Source organism: Isoptericola dokdonensis DS-3 (assembly GCF_001636295.1).
Taxonomy (GTDB): Bacteria; Actinomycetota; Actinomycetes; order Actinomycetales; family Cellulomonadaceae; genus Isoptericola; species Isoptericola dokdonensis.
In genome coordinates this window covers 2,067,863-2,086,548 of the sequence record NZ_CP014209.1, presented here as the reverse complement: position 1 = coordinate 2,086,548, position 18,686 = coordinate 2,067,863, and the positions used below count along the sequence as shown (strand labels likewise).

The 18,686-nt window shown below is 74.4% G+C and carries 15 protein-coding genes; 6 read left to right on the top strand and 9 right to left on the bottom strand.

All coding sequences use genetic code 11. From position 1 onward, the window contains the following. Nucleotides 1-34 precede the first annotated feature (34 nt). Nucleotides 35-349: a hypothetical protein gene (locus tag I598_RS09715; protein WP_068202790.1), complete on the top strand. Its 315-nt coding sequence runs from the start codon at nt 35-37 to the stop codon at nt 347-349. 107 nt (nt 350-456) lie between these two features. Here I598_RS09715 and I598_RS09710 read toward each other — a convergent pair whose 3' ends face one another. The 5 genes from I598_RS09710 to I598_RS09690 form a co-directional block, all read right to left on the bottom strand. Continuing rightward, nucleotides 457-3,093 (bottom strand): M14 family zinc carboxypeptidase, encoded by a 2,637-nt coding sequence (locus I598_RS09710; protein ID WP_068202789.1) that lies wholly within the window; start codon nt 3,091-3,093, stop codon nt 457-459. Nucleotides 3,094-3,233: 140 nt separating this feature from the next. Further along, nucleotides 3,234-4,091 carry an energy-coupling factor transporter transmembrane component T family protein gene (locus I598_RS09705; protein ID WP_083973120.1) on the bottom strand — a complete coding sequence of 286 codons (858 nt, stop codon included), beginning with the start codon at nt 4,089-4,091 and terminating at the stop codon, nt 3,234-3,236. Further along, nucleotides 4,088-5,842 (bottom strand): ABC transporter ATP-binding protein, encoded by a 1,755-nt coding sequence (locus tag I598_RS09700; RefSeq protein ID WP_068202788.1) that lies wholly within the window; start codon nt 5,840-5,842, stop codon nt 4,088-4,090. The genes I598_RS09705 and I598_RS09700 overlap by 4 nt, the downstream gene beginning before the upstream one ends. Further along, nucleotides 5,842-6,825 (bottom strand): DUF8171 family membrane protein, encoded by a 984-nt coding sequence (locus I598_RS09695; protein WP_068202787.1) that lies wholly within the window; start codon nt 6,823-6,825, stop codon nt 5,842-5,844. The genes I598_RS09700 and I598_RS09695 overlap by 1 nt, the downstream gene beginning before the upstream one ends. Nucleotides 6,826-6,889: 64 nt before the next feature. Next, nucleotides 6,890-8,566, bottom strand: a complete 1,677-nt coding sequence (locus I598_RS09690) for an HAD family hydrolase (protein ID WP_157557200.1) — start codon at nt 8,564-8,566, stop codon at nt 6,890-6,892. A 530-nt stretch (nt 8,567-9,096) separates the two neighbouring features. Here I598_RS09690 and I598_RS09685 point away from each other — a divergent pair. Then, nucleotides 9,097-10,077, top strand: a complete 981-nt coding sequence (locus I598_RS09685) for a LacI family DNA-binding transcriptional regulator (RefSeq protein ID WP_068202786.1) — start codon at nt 9,097-9,099, stop codon at nt 10,075-10,077. Between the two features lie 68 nt (nt 10,078-10,145). Here the strand turns inward: I598_RS09685 and I598_RS09680 are convergent, their stop codons facing one another. The 3 genes from I598_RS09680 to I598_RS09670 form a co-directional block, all read right to left on the bottom strand. Next, on the bottom strand, nt 10,146-11,705 hold the full coding sequence (locus I598_RS09680) for a glycoside hydrolase family 10 protein (RefSeq protein ID WP_232314125.1): 1,560 nt from the start codon (nt 11,703-11,705) through the stop codon (nt 10,146-10,148). A 284-nt stretch (nt 11,706-11,989) separates the two neighbouring features. Beyond that, on the bottom strand, nt 11,990-12,943 hold the full coding sequence (locus I598_RS09675; protein ID WP_198155668.1) for an aminoglycoside phosphotransferase family protein: 954 nt from the start codon (nt 12,941-12,943) through the stop codon (nt 11,990-11,992). Then, nucleotides 12,916-13,458 carry a DinB family protein gene (locus I598_RS09670; protein WP_335583259.1) on the bottom strand — a complete coding sequence of 181 codons (543 nt, stop codon included), beginning with the start codon at nt 13,456-13,458 and terminating at the stop codon, nt 12,916-12,918. The genes I598_RS09675 and I598_RS09670 overlap by 28 nt, the downstream gene beginning before the upstream one ends. Before the next feature lie 119 nt (nt 13,459-13,577). Between I598_RS09670 and I598_RS09665 the strand changes: the two genes are divergently transcribed. The 3 genes from I598_RS09665 (at nt 13,578) to I598_RS09655 (ending at nt 16,843) form a co-directional block, all read left to right on the top strand. After that, on the top strand, nt 13,578-14,639 hold the full coding sequence (locus I598_RS09665) for a hypothetical protein (protein WP_068202784.1): 1,062 nt from the start codon (nt 13,578-13,580) through the stop codon (nt 14,637-14,639). Between the two features lie 96 nt (nt 14,640-14,735). Next, nucleotides 14,736-15,263, top strand: coding sequence for a hypothetical protein (locus I598_RS09660; RefSeq protein WP_068202783.1), 528 nt, complete (start codon nt 14,736-14,738; stop codon nt 15,261-15,263). Further along, complete coding sequence (locus I598_RS09655) at nt 15,260-16,843, top strand: DUF7059 domain-containing protein (protein ID WP_068205173.1); 1,584 nt, start codon at nt 15,260-15,262, stop codon at nt 16,841-16,843. Before I598_RS09660 ends, I598_RS09655 begins: the two co-directional genes overlap by 4 nt. Here the strand turns inward: I598_RS09655 and I598_RS09650 are convergent. After that, a complete protein-coding gene (locus tag I598_RS09650; RefSeq protein ID WP_068202782.1) occupies nt 16,806-17,567 on the bottom strand; it encodes an alpha/beta hydrolase family protein in 762 nt (253 codons plus the stop codon). The genes I598_RS09655 and I598_RS09650 overlap by 38 nt on opposite strands. Nucleotides 17,568-17,691: 124 nt before the next feature. Here I598_RS09650 and I598_RS09645 point away from each other — a divergent pair, with 124 nt between their 5' ends. Further along, nucleotides 17,692-18,639 (top strand): LysR family transcriptional regulator, encoded by a 948-nt coding sequence (locus I598_RS09645; protein ID WP_068202781.1) that lies wholly within the window; start codon nt 17,692-17,694, stop codon nt 18,637-18,639. The last annotated feature ends 47 nt before the right edge of the window (nt 18,640-18,686 follow it).

The following is an 18,686-nucleotide window of genomic DNA, read 5'->3' as shown; positions in this document are numbered from 1 at the left end:
GGCGGTCGCCGAGGTGCCGTGACATCCTGACGACGTGAACGCTGAGACCGTGCCCGGCGACGACCCCCGGCCGCTGGAGACCAGGGAGCTCGAGTTGCGGCTGCACGTGCTGAGGGCGATCGCGCTCGCGCAGGATCGATGGCAAGAGGTGGCGGCGGCGGTCGCCGGCGGTGAGCCGCTGCCGCTGGACGGTCTGACGCCTGACCAGGAGGCTGCGGTGATGGCCCTGCAGCTCAGGAGGCTGGCGCCGACCCAACGTGCCCGGGTCCGCGCCGACATCGATGCCATGGAGTCCGTGCTGCGACGCCACCGTGCTGACGACGCCGGTGACGCCGGAGACGCCGGGTAGGTCGGGGCCTGCACGCTCGATCCTTCCCGCGCGCGGCGTCGCAGCGCGACGAGGGCCGGCACCGGGGGAACCGGTGCCGGCCCTTCGTGCTGCTGCGAGCGTGCCCGTCAGTCGGAGGTGGCCCAGAAGATCGCCGTGGCCGCCTGGCTCAGCCCGCCCTTCGGGTGGGTGCGGAAGAACGGCGTCGTGCCGAACACCACCGCCCGGGCGCCGTCCGCCGACTCGCCCGACACGACGGCGGCCTGACCCGCCGCCTGGTCGGGGCCCGCCCCGGACGACGCGTTCCAGTGGCCCGCGAGCAGCGGGTCGTCGGCGTACGACAGCTCGACGGTCGTCCCCTCGCCCAGCCCGGTGAACCACACCGCCGGGTAGATGAACGACTCGTCCTGCGGGTGGTCCGCGAACATCGACGCGTCCGGGGTGTCGACCGCCACGATGCCGTTGCCGCTGCGGTTGCCCGTCACCGCCTGCCCCTCGACCAGGCCGTACGCCGCCGCCGCGTCGAACGCCGCCGCCGTGCGGCCCACGATCGCGCCGCCGTCGGCCAGCCACGCCTCGACCGCGGCGTCGCCGGTCGCGCCCGGGTTGAACGACGACCCGACCCACAGCACGTCGGCGTCCTCCAGGCCCGTCGTCCCCGTGGCCGCACCCGCGTCCACGCCGGACGCGGTGACCCGCACCAGGTCGTCGAAGCCGAGCTCGGTGAGGGACAGCAGGTCGTCCTGCGCGCCCACGTACGCGACCGTGAGGTCCTCCAGCTCCGTGGCGTCACCCAGGGCCTTGACCTCCTTGCCGCTCAGCGCCTCGAACCGGATGTCGAAGTCCGCCACGGCGTCGCGCGCCGCGGGGATCCCGGCCGGTCCGACGGCGGCCCGGCCGTCGTCGAGCAGCCACACCGGGGCGTCCTCCTCGAGCAGCGCGTTGAGTGCCCGGAAGTCCTCGACGCCCGCCAGGTCGAACGCGACGTGCTTCGCGCCCCACGGCAGGTAGCCGTCCTGCGGCACGAGCTGCAGCGGGACGGTGAGCCGCAGCTCGCGGTCCGTCGTGGAGCCCACGGCGTCCACCGTGGCCCCCCACAGGTCACCGAGGCTCCACGCCGAGATGTCGTACATCGACGGCAGCTTCGCGGAGATGTCGGAACCCGTCGCCAGGAGCACGTTCGCGAGGCCGCGGCGCGGCTGGTGCATGTCCACGACGAACGACCCCACCGGGTAGCGCACCCCGTCGATCGTCGTCGGCGTCCACAGCCGCTGCACCTCCACGCCGTGGAACAGCAGCTGGTCCACCAGCGCCTCCGCGTCCGACGACGACCGCTGCCCCGCACCCACCGGGATGACGTACGCGCGCGGCAGGTCGACCGGCTCCTGGTCGTCGCTGACGTCCCACAGGGCCTTCCACTCGTCCGGCCCGGGCACCGCCGCCACCCCCGCCTCGGTGAGCTGCTGCTTCGGGGCGCCGGCGACCCCGCGCCGGAACACCTCGATCTGGTCGGCCAGCATCTCGTCGCTGTGCGCCGCCACGTAGTCGAGCATCGACACCATCGTGGCGTGCGCGACCTCGGTGTTGATCGCGGCGTCCTGTGGCGTCGTCGTGCCCAGCCCCCGGTCGCGGCCGTGCGGCAGCTCGACCGTGCTCGTCACCGCGCCGTGGAACGCCGCGTACTGCGCGGTGAAGATCGGCGGGTAGTCGTCCCAGCCCGACGGCGTGTCCCGGTAGGGGATGAGGATGTTGCCGGTGTTCTCCTCGACGACGTCGCCGGTGGCGGTGTCGTAGTACGTGTTGCCGGGGATGTCCGCCGCGACGACGTCGTCCTCCACCTGCCGTGCCAGCGCGTAGCCGTGCGGGATGAACAGGTCGTACTCGTAGTTGTCGCCGTGCGGCGGACCGCACGGCTCCACCTGGAGCACACCCGTGTACCCGTGGAAGTCCGCCGCGTACAGCGGCTGCAGCGCCTGGGTCGTGGCGACGAACGAGCGCGCCTCCGGCGTGGTCCCGGTCACCATGTCCCGGTTCGCGTCGAGGCTCAGCGTGGTCGCGCGGGTCGCGGCGGTGCGGCCGTCCGGGTTGAGCGTGAGCGACAGGTACACGCGGTGCTCGCGCAGCAGGTCGAGGGTCGCCGGGTCGTCGGACGTCGCGAGCTCCTCGAGGAGCCGCATCGCCGCGTCCGTGCCCTCCCACTCGTTGCCGTGGATGTTCGAGCTGAACCAGACCGGCGTCTTGTAGCCCTTCGCGAGCGCACGGTCCTTGGCGGCGGCCGCGGGGGAGGTGCGGATCTTCTCGCGCCACCGCGTCTGCTGCGTCGTCTGCGACCGCGACTCCGGCGCCGTGATCGTCACCAGGTACAGGTCGCGGCCCTGCGTGGACTGCCCGACGACCTGCGTCGACACGCGGTCGCTGCTCGCCATGAGCTCGGTCAGGCGCGGCGCGATGTCGGAGTAGGCGATCGTGCCGTTCCTCGTCGTCGCGTCGTCCGCGACCGGGTCGAAGACCTTCAGCGCGGGCTGCGACGGGTACGACGACGGCATGTCGATCGCGCCGTCCGTGGCGCGCTCGGGCAGGGACTTCTTCGCCGCCGCGACCAGGTCGGCGAACGACGACCGGGCCGACGCACCCGCCGCCTCGGCGCGGTCGGGGCCGCTCGTGCCGGGGGACGGGGTGGCGGTCGCCGTCGGCGCGAGGCCGACGACGCAGGAGGTGGCCACGGCGATGCCGCTCAGGCCGGCGACGGTGCGGTGCAGTCTCATCTGGCTCCTTCGTCAGGTCCACCCGGACTCCGACGGTGCGCGACGTCCGGGACGTCAGGATGCCCCCCGGACATTTCCTGGATGTGACCTGGCGCACACCGGCGTGTTGCGCGGCCGGGCTGAGTCGTCCAGGGCTGTCGTCAGACGGCCGGCCCGAGCACGGTGTAGGCCGCCACCACGACGACGACCGTCACGCCGAGCAGCACCGCGTCACCGGCCGAGTACCGCAGGTGCGCGAGCCGCTGCTCCCGGCCGGCGCCCGTGCGCATCGCCGCCGTGAACCCGCGCGTCTCCAGCGCCTCCACCGTGGTGCGGGTCCGTTTGGCCGTGTTGAGGATCAGCGGGTAGAACGCCTGCACCGCGATCCGACCCACCCGCGCCACCGCACGCCACCCGAGGAACCCCGCGCCGCGTGACGGCGCCCCGCGCAGCCGGTGGCCGTCCACGATCGTCTGGAACTCGTCCACCAGCACCGGCACCATCCGGTAGCCGTAGCTCACCGCGAACCCCAGGATCGCCGGCGCCCGCAGCGCCAGGAGCGCGTCGCACACCTTCTCCGGGTCCATCGACACGAACGCCGCCATGGACACCAGCGACACCGTGCTCAGCTTGAGGTACGCCTGCGTCAGCCCCACCACGGACCCCACGTCGCCGCCCAGGACCAGGACCAGCAGCAGCAGGTACGCCACCTGCCCGACGGTGGACAGCACGAACAGCCCCAGCAGCAGCGGACCCACCCGGGCCGCCAGCGCGCAACCCAGCGCCGCCAGGAAGAACACCGTCAGGATCGTCAGGTCGTACGTGAACCACGGCGCCAGCGCGCACACCGCGTACCAGGCGACCACCGCCCGCGGGTCCCGGCGTGCGAGGAACCCGCCGCGCGTCGCGTACGCGACCCGCATCAGCTCCAGCTTCAGCCACTCCACCCCGGACCGGTCGAAGCCCTTGCGCTCCCGCCCGGCGTCCACCCGGGTGCCGTCGACGACGTCGGTGCTCATGCGGGAACCTCCAGAGGACGCGGTGCGACGGCGGCGACCAGCTCGTCGACGGACAACGGGACGGGATCGAGTCCCAGGCGCAGCCCCACCTGGCTCACCTGCGGCGGCACGAGCCGCGCCCGCGCCATGACGTCGGGCCGGGCGAACAGCGACGCCGGGTCCGTGTCTGCCAGCACGCGGCCCTCGTCCAGCACCACCACCCGGTCCGCCCACGCCGCCACCAGGTGCATGTCGTGCGTCGCGACCACCGTGCACCGGATGCGCTCCGCCATCGCCGAGAGCATCGCGATCACGTCGTCCCGGGTGGCGACGTCCAGGCTGGAGGTCGGCTCGTCCAGCAGCAGCAGGCTCGGACGCATCGCCAGCGCGACGGCCAGCGCGGCCCGCCGCTGCTGCCCGCCCGACAGCAACCGCCCGTCGCGGTCCGCCAGCTCCGTCAGCCGCATCCGGTCCAGGACGTCGGCGACCAGCGCGTCCGCGTCCGCCACGCCGCGACCCACGGGGTGCATCGCGACGTCGCCGCGCACCGAGTCCGTCAGGAACATCTCCTCCGGGTGCTGCACGAGATAGCAGACGTCGTCCGCGATCGCCGCGGCGCTCGCCCGGCGGGTGTCGCGACCGCACACCTCGACGGTGCCCTCGCGGGGGAGCGCGAGGCCCGCGAGCAGGCTCAGCAACGACGACTTTCCCGCGCCGTTCGACCCCACGAGGGCCACCCGCTCGCCGTCGTGCAGGTCGAGGTCCAGGCCGGCCAGCACCGTGCTGCGGGGGCCGCGCACGCTGCGGTAGCCGTGGGTGATGCCGCGGAGTCGCGCGACCGTCGTGGTCGTGGTCGGGTCGGGGGGCCCTGCGGGGCGCGGAGAGGCCGACGACGGGGTGAGCGCGGAGTCGAGGAGGGTGGCGCACTCGTCGACGGTGAGGGGCAGGCGCGGGGTGCCGGGGACGAGCCGGTCGGCGAGGGCGACGACCTGCGGGACGGGGATGCCGGCCTCCGCGAGGTCCGTGGTGCGGGCCATCGCCTCCCGGGTGGGCAGGTGCCAGCGGACGACGCCGTCGGCCATGAGCACGACGGAGCGGGCGTGCCGGGCGACGAGGTCGGCGTGGTGCTCGATGACGACGACCGTCACGCCCTGCCGGTTGAGTCGCTCCAGGTGGTCGTAGATCGCGGCGGCGCGGCCAGGGTCCACCTCCGCGGCGGGCTCGTCCACGACCAGCACGCGTGGGGCGAGGGCCAGCGCGCCGGCGAGCGCGGTGAGGTGCTGCTGCCCGCCGGAGAGCTGCCATGTGAACGTGTCGGCGAGCGGCCCGAGGTCCAGGGCGGCCAGGGCCTGGTCGGCGCGGGCCGCCCAGTCGTCGTGACCGGCGTTCAGCGGTCCGAACGCCACGTCGTCGCGCACCGTGGGACGGACGAGCTGGTTGCCGAAGTCCTGGAAGACGTAGCCGACGTCGGCGCCGAGCGTCGCGACGTCCAGCTCGGCGGTGTCCCGGCCGAGGACCAGCACCTGGCCCGTCACGTCCCCGTTCCAGAAGTGCGGCACGAGGCCGTTGAACGCCTTGCAGAGCGTCGTCTTGCCGGAGCCGTTGCCGCCGACCACGGCCACGAAGTCGCCCCGCTCGATCCGCAGGTCCACCCCGCGCAGCGAGTCGCGGGACGCCCCGGGGTAGCGGAACGTCAGACCGCGCACCTCGACGGCAGGGACGTCCTCGGCCGGGCCGGGGAAGACGGTCGTGGTCGTGGTCGGCGGCGTCATCAGCGGGCCTGCTCGTTCTCGGCGGCCGAGCCCACGGCCCGCGCCCGACGGCGCCGGACGACGGCGGCGACGGCCAGCACGACGGCGAGGCCGACGACCAGGCCGACGAGGGCCGTGATCCAGGCGACGTCCGCGCCGTAGGTGTCCGCCAGCTCGGCGTCGAACGACCCGACGGTGGTGACGGCGTCGTCCTCCCGGCCCACGAACTCCTCCCACTGGCTGAGCACGCCCATGAGCGCGGCGACCAGGATGCCGAGGACGGCGACCCACCAGAACGACAGACCCCACGGGCCGGTCAGGCGCGGCGGGTGCTGCGGGTCGCGGGGGCGCAGGCCCATCAGCGGCTCGATCTTGCCGTACAGGCGAGGCGCCAGCCAGGCGGCGGCGAGCCCGCCGAACACCACGCCGGTGATGAGGAGCGCCATGAGCAGCTCCAGACCCTCGGACAGCACGACGGCGGCGATCGTGCCGCCCGCGTCGTCCAGGGCCTCGGGATCCACGCCGACGGCGACCTTCGCGACGTCGATGACCGCCGAGCTGATCTTGTCGATGCCGACCAGGGCGAGGGCCGCGACGAAGAGCTGCGACACCTTGCGCGGGTCCTTCACGAGGCAGCCGGCGACGTAGGTGCCGACGAACAGCTGCAGGAAGCCCTCCAGCTCGCCGAACCCGCCGAAGCTGCCGAGCAGGAGGTCGGCGATGACCGCCTCCCCGATCGCGACGCCGAGCGCCACCCAGAGCGGGTTCAACAGGGCAGCGAGGACCACGGGGATGAACGCGAAGTACGCGACCTCGAGCTCGAGCGGGCCGACGGAGAACGACGGCAGCATGTCGGCCACGATGTCGGCGACGCCGAACAACGTCATCGACAGCACGAGGATCATGAGCTTCTGGGCGCTGGAGAGGTGGTCCGGGTCGTACCGGCGGAACCCGGACGGCGCGGCCGCGCGGGTGGACGGGTCGGTGGTCGGCGAGCTGGTCATGGTGGCCTTCCTCGATGGGTCGTGCTCGTCGGGTCGTGCTCGGACGTCCTGCGGTGTGCCGGCGTCAGCCGGTGACGTGCGCACCGAGCAGGCCGACGACGTCGGCCGGTCCGGCGAGCACGTGGTCGGGGGTGGTGGGTCCGTCCGGCGCCAGCGCGTCGAGCGTGGCGTCGTCGGTGGACCCGCCGCGCAGCAGCACGACCGTGCCGACACCGGCGGCGCGCGCCGCGGCGACGTCGCGCTGCGGCTTGTCGCCGACGAACACCGACGCCGAGGCGTCCGCGTCGAGGGCGGTCAGCGCGGTATGCACGGTGGTGGGGTCTGGCTTGCGGCGGCCCAGCTCGTCGGAGTAGACGTGCGCGCCGACGAGGTCGTCGAGGCCCGACTCCACGAGCTCCTCCCGCACGGCCCGGCCGCACACCGTGTTCGACACGATCGCGACCGGCACGCCGCGCTCGCGCGCCGCGAGCAGCAGGTCGCGGACGCCCGGCCGGACCGTCGGCACCGACTTGGTGCGCGCGTAGCCGACCATGAGGGGGTGCGCCTCGGCACGCAGCCACGCCAGCACGCCGGGGCCGTGGTGGTCGAGCGTGGGACCCACGAGATCGACCCAGAACGTCGAGGCGTCGATCTCGGTCACGCTGTCGCTGTCGCTGCTGCGGCCCTGCTCGTGGTCGGCCTTCCACGCCTTGTGCGCGGCGCGGGCGTGCTCCAGGACGTCGAGCGCCTCGTCGGTGCCGGTCGGGTACCCCGCCGCGGTGAGCCGGGCGGCGAACGACTCCGCGAACGAGCGGCGCACCGACCCGTCCGGACGGGACACCGCGATGACGCCGCCGTGGTCCAGGAGCAGCGCGCCCCGCCGCCCCGCACCGGGACCGGCATCCACGCCGTCGGGCCCCGCGGGCACGACGACCGTGGCGCGGAGCAGGTCGACCAGGCCGCGCGGGTCGGGCAGGTCGGCGTCAGGCGTGTCGGCGACGGCGAACGGCGGGCGGTCCGTGTGGTGGTCGCGGGTGAGGACCACCGCACCGGCGCGGGCGCGGCGTCCGGCGGCGACGTCCCGGTCGAACGTGTCGCCGACGTACCAGGACCGCTCCGCCGTCGTGCCCAGCGCGCGGGCGGCGAGCTCGATGATGCCCGGGTTCGGCTTCCGGATGCCGACCTCGTCCGAGTACACCTGCACCGCCACGAACGGCGCGAGCCCCGTCTCGTCCATGATCTCGCGGTGCGCGCGCCCCGAGTGGGCGTTGGAGACCACGCCGACCGGGACGCCGAGCTCACGGGCCAGCGCCAGCAGCTCTCGCACGCCCGGACGGACGGCATGGTCGGTGAGGGTGCGCGTGATCACGTGCTGGAGCGTCCCCGCGGACCCCGCGAGCACCTCCCGCTCGGCAGGCGTCAACGGTGAGCCGTAGAACTCGCGCCAGATCGTCCGGTGGTCGAGCTCGGCCGGCTCCAGCCGGCGCGACGCCGCGTTCTTCCAGTCCTTGAGTGCCTTCTTGCCCCCCTGGAGGACCTCCGCCAGCTCGGCCGGGCTGCGGTGGTGGCCGGCACGCGCCAGCACGTCGGCGACGTGCCGCGACATCTCCTCCAGCCCGCCGGGGCGCTTGCTCGTGGTGAGCAGGACCCCGCCGAAGTCGAGCAGCAGGGCGTCCGGACGGCGACCCAGAGCCGCGGCGCTCGCGGCGGGCGTCACGGTCGGGGCGGGCGTCGGGGCGGGAGAGGCCGGGGCGATGGTCACGACCGTGACGCTAGGGACGGGCGGCGACCCCCCGGCGGCGCCGCGGTGGCCGGGCGGTGAACGGCGGCCGAACGTCTGGAACGTTCCAGGTGCGAGTCAGCGCTGGTTGGCGCGAGTCAGCGCACGACGGCGCGAGTCAGCGCAGGTTCCCGCGAGTCAGCGCACGACGGCGCGAGTCAGTGCTCGGCTGTCCGTGCGTTGCGGTTCCGGAGGGCGGACGATGCCGCGCGACGTCGCGTTCACGCGCCCCAGGGGGCGCTCCACTCCGGGATTGACGACGACGCGCGGCATCGTCCGCCCTCCTTCGAGCGTCGCCGCTGACCTCGGCCACGTTCGCCGACGGAGTGGGCGCTGACTCGCGCCGCCGAGTGCTGACTCGTGCGGAACCACGCTGACTCGCGGAACTTTGCGCTGACTCGTGCGGAACCACACGCTGACTCGCGCGGTCGAGCGCTGACTGGCGCGGTCGAGCGCTGACTCGCCGCTCGCCGACGTTCGCGTCCCGGGCCGGTGCCGGGCACGATGAGGCCGTGCCCTCCGCCCCGCGCCCCGCCCGGCCCACCCTGCGCGACGTCGCCGCCGCGGCCGGGGTGTCGAAGTCCCTGGTCTCGCTCGCGCTGCGGGGCGACGACGGCGTGGCGCCCGGCACGCGGGACCGCATCGTCGGGGTCGCCGACCAGCTCGGCTACCGCCCGTCGCTCACGGCCCGCACGCTGAAGGAGGGGCGGTCGATGCTGGTCGGGGTGGTCATCTCCAGCCTCGACAACCCGTACCACACGGAGATCGTGGCGTCCGTCGAGGACGCCGCCGAGCGGCACGGGCAGTCCGTCGTCCTCGCGCACGGGTCGCGGGAGCGTGGCCGGCTCGCCGAGCGTGTGCAGCAGCTCCTCGATCTCGGGGTCGACGGGCTCGTCGTCGTGTCGTCGTGGGTGCCCGACGACGTCCTGGTGGCCGCGGCCCGTCGCGCGCCCGTCGTCATGGTGGGGCGCACCGCGCGACCCGTCAGCGGGATCGACTCCGTCAACAACGACGACGAGCGCGGAGCCGCGCTCGTCGTGCAGCACCTCACGGCACGCGGCCACGAACGGATCGCGCACGTGAACGGCTCCCGCCGTCCCGCCGGCCTGGCGCGTGCCGCCGGGTACCGGGCTGCGATGGCCGCCGCCGGGCTGTCCGACCTCGCCCGGGTCGTCCCGCCCGACCCGGCCGCCCTCGCCGCGCTCCTCGACGACGACGTGACCGCCGTGTTCGCCCGCAACGACGTCGAGGCGTGCGACGTCCTCGACCATGCCGTCGACGCCGGGCTGCGCGTCCCCGCCGACCTGGCCGTCGTCGGCTACGACGACACCGTCCTCGCCCGCCGCGTCCGGCCCGCCCTCACCACCGTCCAGCAGCAGCGGGACGTGCTCGGCGCGCGCGCCGTCGCGCTGCTCCGTGAACGCCTGGACGGCCGCAACGACGACGTCCACGAGGTGCTGGAGCCTCGGCTCGTGGTGCGTGCGTCGGCCTGAGGGACGACGGATCCCCGCCTCCGGGTGCCGGTGCGGCACCCGGAGGCGGGGATCAGCAGGACGGGCCGTCAGGCGGTGGTGCAGCTCGCCGTCGGGGCCGTGGTGTTGCCGTTGGAGTACAGGGTGATCCCGAACGAGTTGCCGTTGCCGTTCGGTGTGGCGGTGAGCGTGCCGGTGGTGCCGGAGACGCCCGCGTTCCACGAGTTCTGGAGCGACTGGCCGGTGCCGGTGCGGATGGTCACGACCCAGTCGTCGGCGCCGCTGACCTGGAAGGTGGTGTTGAAGCGGTCGCCCCACGAGTCGGCCTTCGTCACCGTGACGGTGCAGGCGTCGGCTCCGCCGTCACCACCGGAGGCGGACGAGCAGGTGGCGGTCGGGGTCGTGGTGTTGCCGTTGGAGTAGAGCGTGATCCCGAAGCTGTTGCCGTTGCCGTTCGGCGTGGCGGTGAGCGTGCCGGTGGTGCCGGACACGTCCGCGTTCCACGAGCTCTGCACCGACTGGCCGGACCCGGTGCGGATGGTCACGACCCAGTCGTCGGCGCCGCTGACCTGGAAGGTGGTGTTGAAGCGGTCGCCCCACGAGTCGGTCCTGGTCGCCGTCACCGAGCAGGTGCCGTCGCCCCCGGGGTCCGTGGGCCCGCCGTCGTCCCCGCCGTTGTCGTTGCCGTCACCACTGTTGAGCTGGTCGAGCACGTACTGGTACGCGGCCTTCTTGGTGCCGTTGCCGTCGAACAGCAGCGGCGTGCCGGAGGCGCGCCAGGAGTCGGTGTCCCGTACGCCCCACACGGTGATGCCCTGGCAGCGGGCGACGGCCATGCAGGCCTGGACCACGCCGCGGTACTGCTCGGCCTGGGAGGTGCCGGAGCCCTCGATGTCGAGCTCGGTGATCTGCACGTCCACGCCCAGGTCGGCGAAGTTCTGCAGGGTCTCGTGGTAGTTGCTCGGCACCGGGTTGCCCGAGTTGAAGTGGGCCTGGAACCCGACGCAGTCGATCGGGACACCGCGCGCCTTGAAGTCGGCGACCATGCGGTAGACGCCCTGCGTCTTGGCGTGGCTCCAGTTGTCGGTGTTGTAGTCGTTGTAGCAGAGCTGGGCGTCCGGGTCTGCGGCGCGGGCGGCGCGGAACGCGGCCTCGATCCAGTCGTTGCCGGTGCGCTGCAGGTTGGAGTCGCGGCGGGCGCCGGACGAGCCGTCCGCGAAGGCCTCGTTCACCACGTCCCAGGAGTGGATCTTGCCCCGGTAGTGGGTGGCGACCTGGGTGACGTGGTTGAGCATCGCCTGGCGGAGCTGCTGCCCCTCCATGTTCTGCATCCAGCCCGGCTGCTGCGAGTGCCACGCCAGGGCGTGCCCGCGGACCTGCTTGCCGTTGCTGAGCGCCCAGTTCACGATCTGGTCGCCGCTGCCGTAGCTGAACTGGTTCTGCGACGGCTCCGTCGCGTCCATCTTCATCTCGTTCTCGGCGGTGATCATGTCGAACTCGCGGTTCGCGATGGTCGTGTACTGCTGGTCGTTCATGCGGCCGGCGGCGATCGCCGTGCCGAAGTAGCGGCCGGACTCGGCCGCGGCGTCCTGCAGGGTGGAGCCGGCCGCCTGGGCGGAGCCGACGCCGATGCCGGTGGTGATCACCATCGCGGCGAGGGTGGCGAGCGCTCCAGTGCGTCGCCTGGTGGTGCTTCTCGAGGGCAGTTCTCGGGTCATCGTTGATCCTGTTCCTCCCCGGGCGGACCCACGCTGGTCTGCCCTGTCGAAAAGGTTTTCGAGATGGGACCCTAACGGGCTCGTGCGCTGTTGGCAATCGTTTTCGGTCTATTGACCAGGACCGCTCCCGGTCGTTGCTCCCGACATTCCGCCTGATCAGGGGCGAGCACGCCCTCAGCGCGGAGGACGGATCGCGGCGGGTGGGCAGGAGGGATTCAGCGGGCGAGCGGCAGGACGACGTCCGCGACGACGCGCTCGGCGGACGCCGTCCACCGAGGGACGTCCTGCTCGGCCTCCCAGACGAGGTTCTGCAGCACGCGGACGCACGTCCAGGCGGCGGCGTGGCGGGTGTCGAGCCCGGCGGTGTCGCACAGCACGTCGAACCGGCGCCGCAGGTGGTCGTGCGTGCCGGCGCGCACGACGTCGTCCCACCGGTTGCGCAGCGCGGGCAGGAGTTCGAAGCCCTGGTGCCCGACGAGGGGCTTGGGGTCGATGGCGAGCCAGTCGCCGCGCGCGGGGTCGGGCGCGGCGAGGACGTTCGCGTAGTGCAGGTCCCAGTGCAGCAGCCGGTCGCCGGCGGGTTCGGCGGCGAGCTCGTGGCCGACGGCGGCGCAGCGGGCGAGCGCGTCACGTCCGGCGTCGTCGGGCAGGCGGGGGATCGCGGCGGGGGCCCGCTCGAGCAGGTTGCCGAGCACGGTGGTGAGCCGGGGGAGCCCGGCGGGCGGGGTGTGCGTGCGCAGGTGCGCGAGCAGCCCGCCGATGACGGTGCACCCGGCGACGTCGTCGGGCTCTGCCTCCAGGGACGCGCCGAGACGTTCGAGCAGCATGGTGCCGGAGTCGACGTCGTGCGCGAGCAGGCGCACCGCGCCGTCGCCGTCCCACGCGGCCAGGGCGAGGGGTTCGCCGCGCGTCTCGTCGTCGACGGGCTGGACCTTGAGCACGGCACGCGTGCCGTCGGTGGTCCGCACGGGCAGGACCCAGGCGACCCCGCCGTGGGTCGTGGGTCCGTCCGGTGTGAGCCGCCAGGCGGCGGCGAGGCGCCGCGCCACCGCGGGGGCGGCGTCGCACCAGGCGTCCGCGGACGCACCGAAGAAGCTGTGGTGGGAGGCGCGCAGACGGAGCGGGACCTGCTGCCAGGGCGTCAGAGCCCGATCCGCCCGTCCACGCACTCGCGCAGCAGGTCGGCGTGGCCCATGTGACGGGCGTACTCCTCGACCATGTGGATGACGACGTCGCGCACCTCGACGGTGCCACCGTCGAACGGGACCTCGCGGTCGAGGTCCTCGTGCACCATGCGTTCGTCCGCGGCCTCCACGGCGGCGTGCCAGGCGGACCACGCCTCGGCGACGCACTCGTCGGTGCCGACGGCCTCGTCGAAGTCGACGTCCTCGAGCCCGGGCCGCTCGAACGGGCCGGGATCGCGGGTGCCGGAGAGCACGCGGGTGAACCAGTGGTGCTCCACGTTCGCGAGGTGCCGCACGAGCCCGAGCAGCGACAGGGTGGACGGCACGACGCTGCGGCGCGCCAGCTGTTCCGCGTCGAGGCCCTCGCACTTGAGGACGAGGGTCATGCGGTAGCGGCAGAGGTACTCCCAGAGGGTCTCCTTCTCGCCCACGGGGTCGATGCCGGAGGTGCGCGGATCCTGCTCTGGGGCGAGCCACATGCCCGTCGACGTCGAACTCACGCGCACAATGTCCCTGCCAGGAGGCCGTCAGGTCAAGGTCAGGGATGCTAACGATCCGGACAAGGCCGCGGACGACGGCCTGGACAGGCCCGCCCGGCCGCGCGGTAACCTTCGCCACCATGAGGCAGACCCCCGCGGACGGTGACGCGTCGTCGCACGTCAGCGGCGGGGCGGAGCGCGGCGGTGCCCTGACGTGGGGCTCGACGGCGGCCGTCACGGACGCCCCGCCGCCCGACGAGCTCTTCGGCGCCGTGGGCGCCACGCCGGGGCGGGGGCGCGCCGGGGGTCGCGGTGGCGACCGGGGCTCCCGGGGCGGACGCCGGCCGGGCAAGGACAGGTCGCGACGCGGCAAGGGGAAGGGTCGCGGGGAGCGCCCGCAGGAGCACGACGACGTCGCTGCCGTCCCTGCTGCGCCGGTCGCGGCGCCCGGGTGGCCGCTCGCCGGTGGCGCGACCGAGGCTCGGCCGGTCCTTGCGGAGATCACCGCTGACCCGCCGGAGGCCCCGACGGCGGAGCCGTCGCCGCCGCCGTGGCCCGCCCCCGCGCCGGACGCCGACACCGGCGGTGAGGAGCCGGTTGGCCGGCGGTCGACGGGCGCGCGGTCGAGAGGAGACCGGGACCTGCGGTCGCTCGTGCCCAGGGTCGACGCCACGACGCTGGCGGGCGCCGGCCGGCAGGTCGAGAGGGTCGTGGGGAAGGTCCGTGGCCGTCCGCAGGGTGTCCTTGCCCGCAAGCGCGGCCTGGCCGCGGCCGCCGCCGCCGCGCTGGTCGTCGGGACGGGAGCGGGCGCCGCGCTCGACGCCCTCGGCTCCGGCGACGCCGCGCCGGAGGCGGCCGTCGTCCCCGTGACGTCCCCGCAGGAGTGCGCGGCCGCGCAGGTCGCGTGGTCGCGCGCGGCGCAGGCGCAGGTGCAGATGGACGTCACCGACCCGGCATCGCTGCGCGACGGGTTCGCCCGGGCGCAGACCGCGCTCGCGGCGGCCCCCGCGCCGGCCACCGTCGCCGCGCAGTGGCAGACGGTCGCCGAGTACGTGGCGTCCGTCGTCGCGGCCGGCGAGGGCGTCGAGGACGGCGACCTCGAGGCGGCCGTCGTCGGGGCGCTCGAAGGGCTCGACACGGCGGCGATGACGGCGGCGTCGCAGCAGGTCACCGACCATCTCGCGACGGACTGCACCGGCTGAGGCGCCGTGGAGCGGCACCGAACCGTCCGTCGTGACCCCGCTCACCTCCCGCGCGCGGGGTTTCCGCTTCCGCCCGGCGTGGGCCACCATGGACGGATGCCGACCCCCGCCCTGCCCGTCCACCGCGCCGTCGTGGCCGCCGTCGTGGCGTCGACGGTGCTGGCCCTGAGCGCGTGCGGCTCCACCGCGGAGCCGACGCCCGACGCGGCCGAGCCCGCGCCCGCGATCTCCATCGACGCAGGCCTCGCCGTGAACCCCGGCGACGGGGACGGTCCGGCGCCCGCGCCGTCGTTGAGCGCCGAGTGCCTCGAGCTCCAGGAGATGTGGGCCGAGACCAACCGGGCGCTCGCGGGGATCGACGAGGAGCACCCGCGCCTGCTGGTGGCGGGCTTCCGTGAGGCCGAGCGCGCCTTCACGGCGGTCGAGGTGCCGGACGTGACGGGCTTCGACGCGATGGGCGACTACCTGGGGTCCGCGTCGAGCGCGCTGGCCGACGTCGACCCGGACGACGCGGACGCGGTGGCGTCGGTGCTGACGCTGACGTTCTCGGAGGCCGACACGGCGCGTGCGGCGGTCGCGCACGAGCAGGTGACGACGTACCTCGACGGCGGGTGCCGCGCGTGACCACGCCGCCGCCCGGCGACGTGGCGGCGCTGCGGACGGCGCTGACGGACGCTGCGTACACGGTCGACGGCGTGGAGGACCTGCTGGGTCCGCTGGCGTCCGCGGCGCTGCACCGGGAGCAGTCGGTCCCGGCGCGACGCGTCGTCGCGACGCGGTCCGCGGACCGGCGCGCGACGCTGACGAGCCTGTTCCTCCTGGGTGACGAGGTGTCGCGCGGCGCGGTCGACGCCGCCCTGCCGGGTGTCGGCACGGCCGGCGCCGCGGCGCTCGGCCTGGTCGAGGCCGCCGGGGCCGGGGCGGACGACGCGGTGCGCGCCGTGCTGGACCTGCGTCCCTACGCCGCCACCGACGCCCGCGGCCCGGTCGAGTGGTGGCTCGTCAGCGACCTGGGCGAGCTGGCCACGGGCCGCCGCCTCGCCGTCGACCACGTGCTCGGCGCGGGAGGAGCCTCGACGACCCTGGCGCAGGTGACGATGCGCGACCCGGTCGGGCGCGTGCTGGACCTCGGCACGGGGTGCGGCATCCAGGCGTTGCACGCGGCACGGCACGCGACCCGGGTGGTCGCGACGGACGTCTCCCGGCGAGCGCTCGACCTGACCCGGCTCAACGTGGCGCTCAACACCCCGGACGCCGAGGTCGAGACGCGGCTCGGGTCGATGCTGGAACCGGTCGCCGACGACCGCTTCGACCTCGTCGTGTCCAACCCGCCGTTCGTCATCACGCCCCACGAGGGTGCGGCGGGCGCGGCCGTGGAGCGGGCGATCGGCGCGTTCGAGTATCGCGACGGCGGTCGCAGCGGCGACGACCTGGTGCGGGACCTGATCACCGGCGTCGGCGCCGTCCTCGCCCCGGGCGGGGTGGTGCAGATGCTCGGCAACTGGGAGCACCGCCGCGGGCAGGACTGGACGGACCGGGTCGGGGGCTGGCTGGACGCGTCGGGCCTGGACGGCTGGGTGATCGAGCGCGAGCTGCTCGACCCGGCGGAGTACGCCGAGACGTGGATCCGGGACGGCGGCACGACGGCGGCCCGCGACCAGGCCGCCTGGGACGCCGCCTACGGGGCCTGGCTGGACGACTTCGCGGGCCGTGACGTCGAGGGCGTGGGCTTCGGCATCGTGACGCTGCGCCGCCCGGCGGAGGGTGCCCGCCCGTCGCTGCGCCGGCTGGAGGAGCACCACGGCAGCCTGCGGCAGCCGCTGGGCGGCCACCTCGCGGCGACGCTCGCGGCGCACGACTGGCTCGAGGCCCGGGACGACGACGACCTGGCCGCCGAGCGGCTCGTCGTCGCCGCCGACGTCACCGAGGAGCGCTACCTGACGCCGGGCGCCGCCGACCCGAACGTCGTCATCGTGCGACAGGGCGACGGCCTGGGCCGCGGCCTGCAGGCGTCGACCGGGCTGGCGGCGTTCGTGGGGGTGTGCGACGGTGAGCTCGCCGTCGGGCAGATCGTCGGCGCGCTGGGCGCGCTGCTCGACGTGCCCGCCGACGACCTCGCCGCGGAGCTGCTGCCCGCCGTCCGCGGTCTCGTGCGCGACGGGTTCCTCAGTCCTGCCGCAGGTACTGGTCGGCCCACGCGCTGATGATGCGGCCCGCCCGCTGCGCCTGGCCGGGCCGGGTGAGCAGGTGGTCGGAGCCCTCCAGGGAGACGAAGCTGCGCGGGTGGCGTGCGGCGCGGAAGATCTCGCTGGCGTTGTCGATCCCGACCGTGTCGTCGGTGGGGGAGTGCAGGACGAGCAGCGGGAGCCCGAGCGCGGGGATGCGGTGCGCGAGGTCGGCCGCGCGGACGTCCTCGACCATGCCGCGCTTGAGGTTGAGGCGCTTGCCGCCCACCTGCCAGACGGCGTTGCCCGCGGCGAGCACCTGGTCGACGAGCCCGTCGTAGTGGTGCTCGGCGTGACCGGGGTCGAACGGCGCGCAGAGCGTCGCGACGGCCCGCGCCCCGGGGATCTCGGGGGCAGCGGCGATGGCGGCCGCGCCGCCCCACGAGTGCCCGGCGACGAGCTCGACGGGCGTGCCGCGCTCGGCCATGAACCGCGCGGCGAGCACGGTGTCGGCGACCTTCACGGTGAACGACCCGTCGCCCCAGTCGCCCTCGGAGTCGCCGAGGCCCAGGTTGTCGTAGCGCAGCATCCCGATGCCCTCGGCGGCGAGCTGCTTGCACGTGCGGGCCGCGGCGGGGGAGTCCTTGCCGAGCGTGAACCCGTGCACGAACACGCCCCAGCCCCGGACCTCCCCGTCGGGGACGTCGACGAGCCCGGCCAGGCGTGGTCCGGTGCTGCTGGTGAAGGTGACGCGTTCGGCCATGGAGGCTCCTCGGGCGGGGCGGCGGGTACCCGACCGTTGTCCCACGACCCGTGTGTCCCGCGCATGTCAGGATCGTTGCGACGGGTTTCCGGGGGCATACCCTGTCGGGGATATGGTTCGCGGTATGGACATCGACCTGCGGCACCTGCGACTGGTGACCGTCGTCGCCGAGCAGGGCAGCGTCACCAGGGCGTCGAACGTGCTCGGCATGGCGCAGCCCGCCCTGACCGCCCAGCTGAACCGGATCGACACCGCCCTGGGCGGCCCGTGCTTCGTCCGGGACCGCCACGGTACCCGCCCCACGCCGCTGGGGGAGCTGGTGCTGCGGCACGCCCGCGTGCTGCTGCCCGCCATGGACGCGTTCAGCGAGGACGTCCGCCGCCACGTCTCCGCCCGCACCGGCGAGGCGACGTCCCTGCGGGTCGGCACCGTCACGACCGTGCTGGGCGGGCTGTTCCTCAACCGGCTGCGCTCGGGGCTCGGCGGGGTCGCGCTGACGTCGTACACGTCGTGGTCGCCGGACGAGGCCGCCACCCGGCTGCGGCGCGGCACGCTCGACCTCGCGCTCGTGGGCGCGTGCGAGAACGACACCCTGCCGACCGACGGGGACGTCGAGTGGTTCCGCCTGCACACCGACCCGGTCTTCGTGCTGCTCGCGTCGGAGCATCCCCTCGCCGGCCAGGACACGGTCCCCCTCGGCGGGCTCGCGGAGGAGTCGTGGCTCACCGCGCCCGGTGACGGCTGCTTCGAGCGCTGCTTCGTCGCGGCGTGCACGCGGGCGGGGTTCGCGCCGCACGAGGTGAGCGAGGTCGAGCGTGCCTCCGCCGTCGAGCAGGTGCGGGACGGCCACGCCGTGGCGCTGGTCCAGCCGCTGCTGCTGGACCAGCCCGGGGTGGTGCCGGTCGCGCTGGAGGGCGAGCCGTTGTCCTGGTCGCAGTACGTCGGCTGGCGGCGCGACGCCGTCGAGCGGTTCGACGTCGACGTGGTCCGGGCCGCCGCGCTCGGGGCGCACGCCGAGGCGGTGCGCCGCACCCCGGCCTACGCGAGCTACCTGGAGCGCCGGGACGGCTGATCGGCCGTCCGGGCCGCGGGGCTGGGCGCAGACCCTCGGGATCGGTA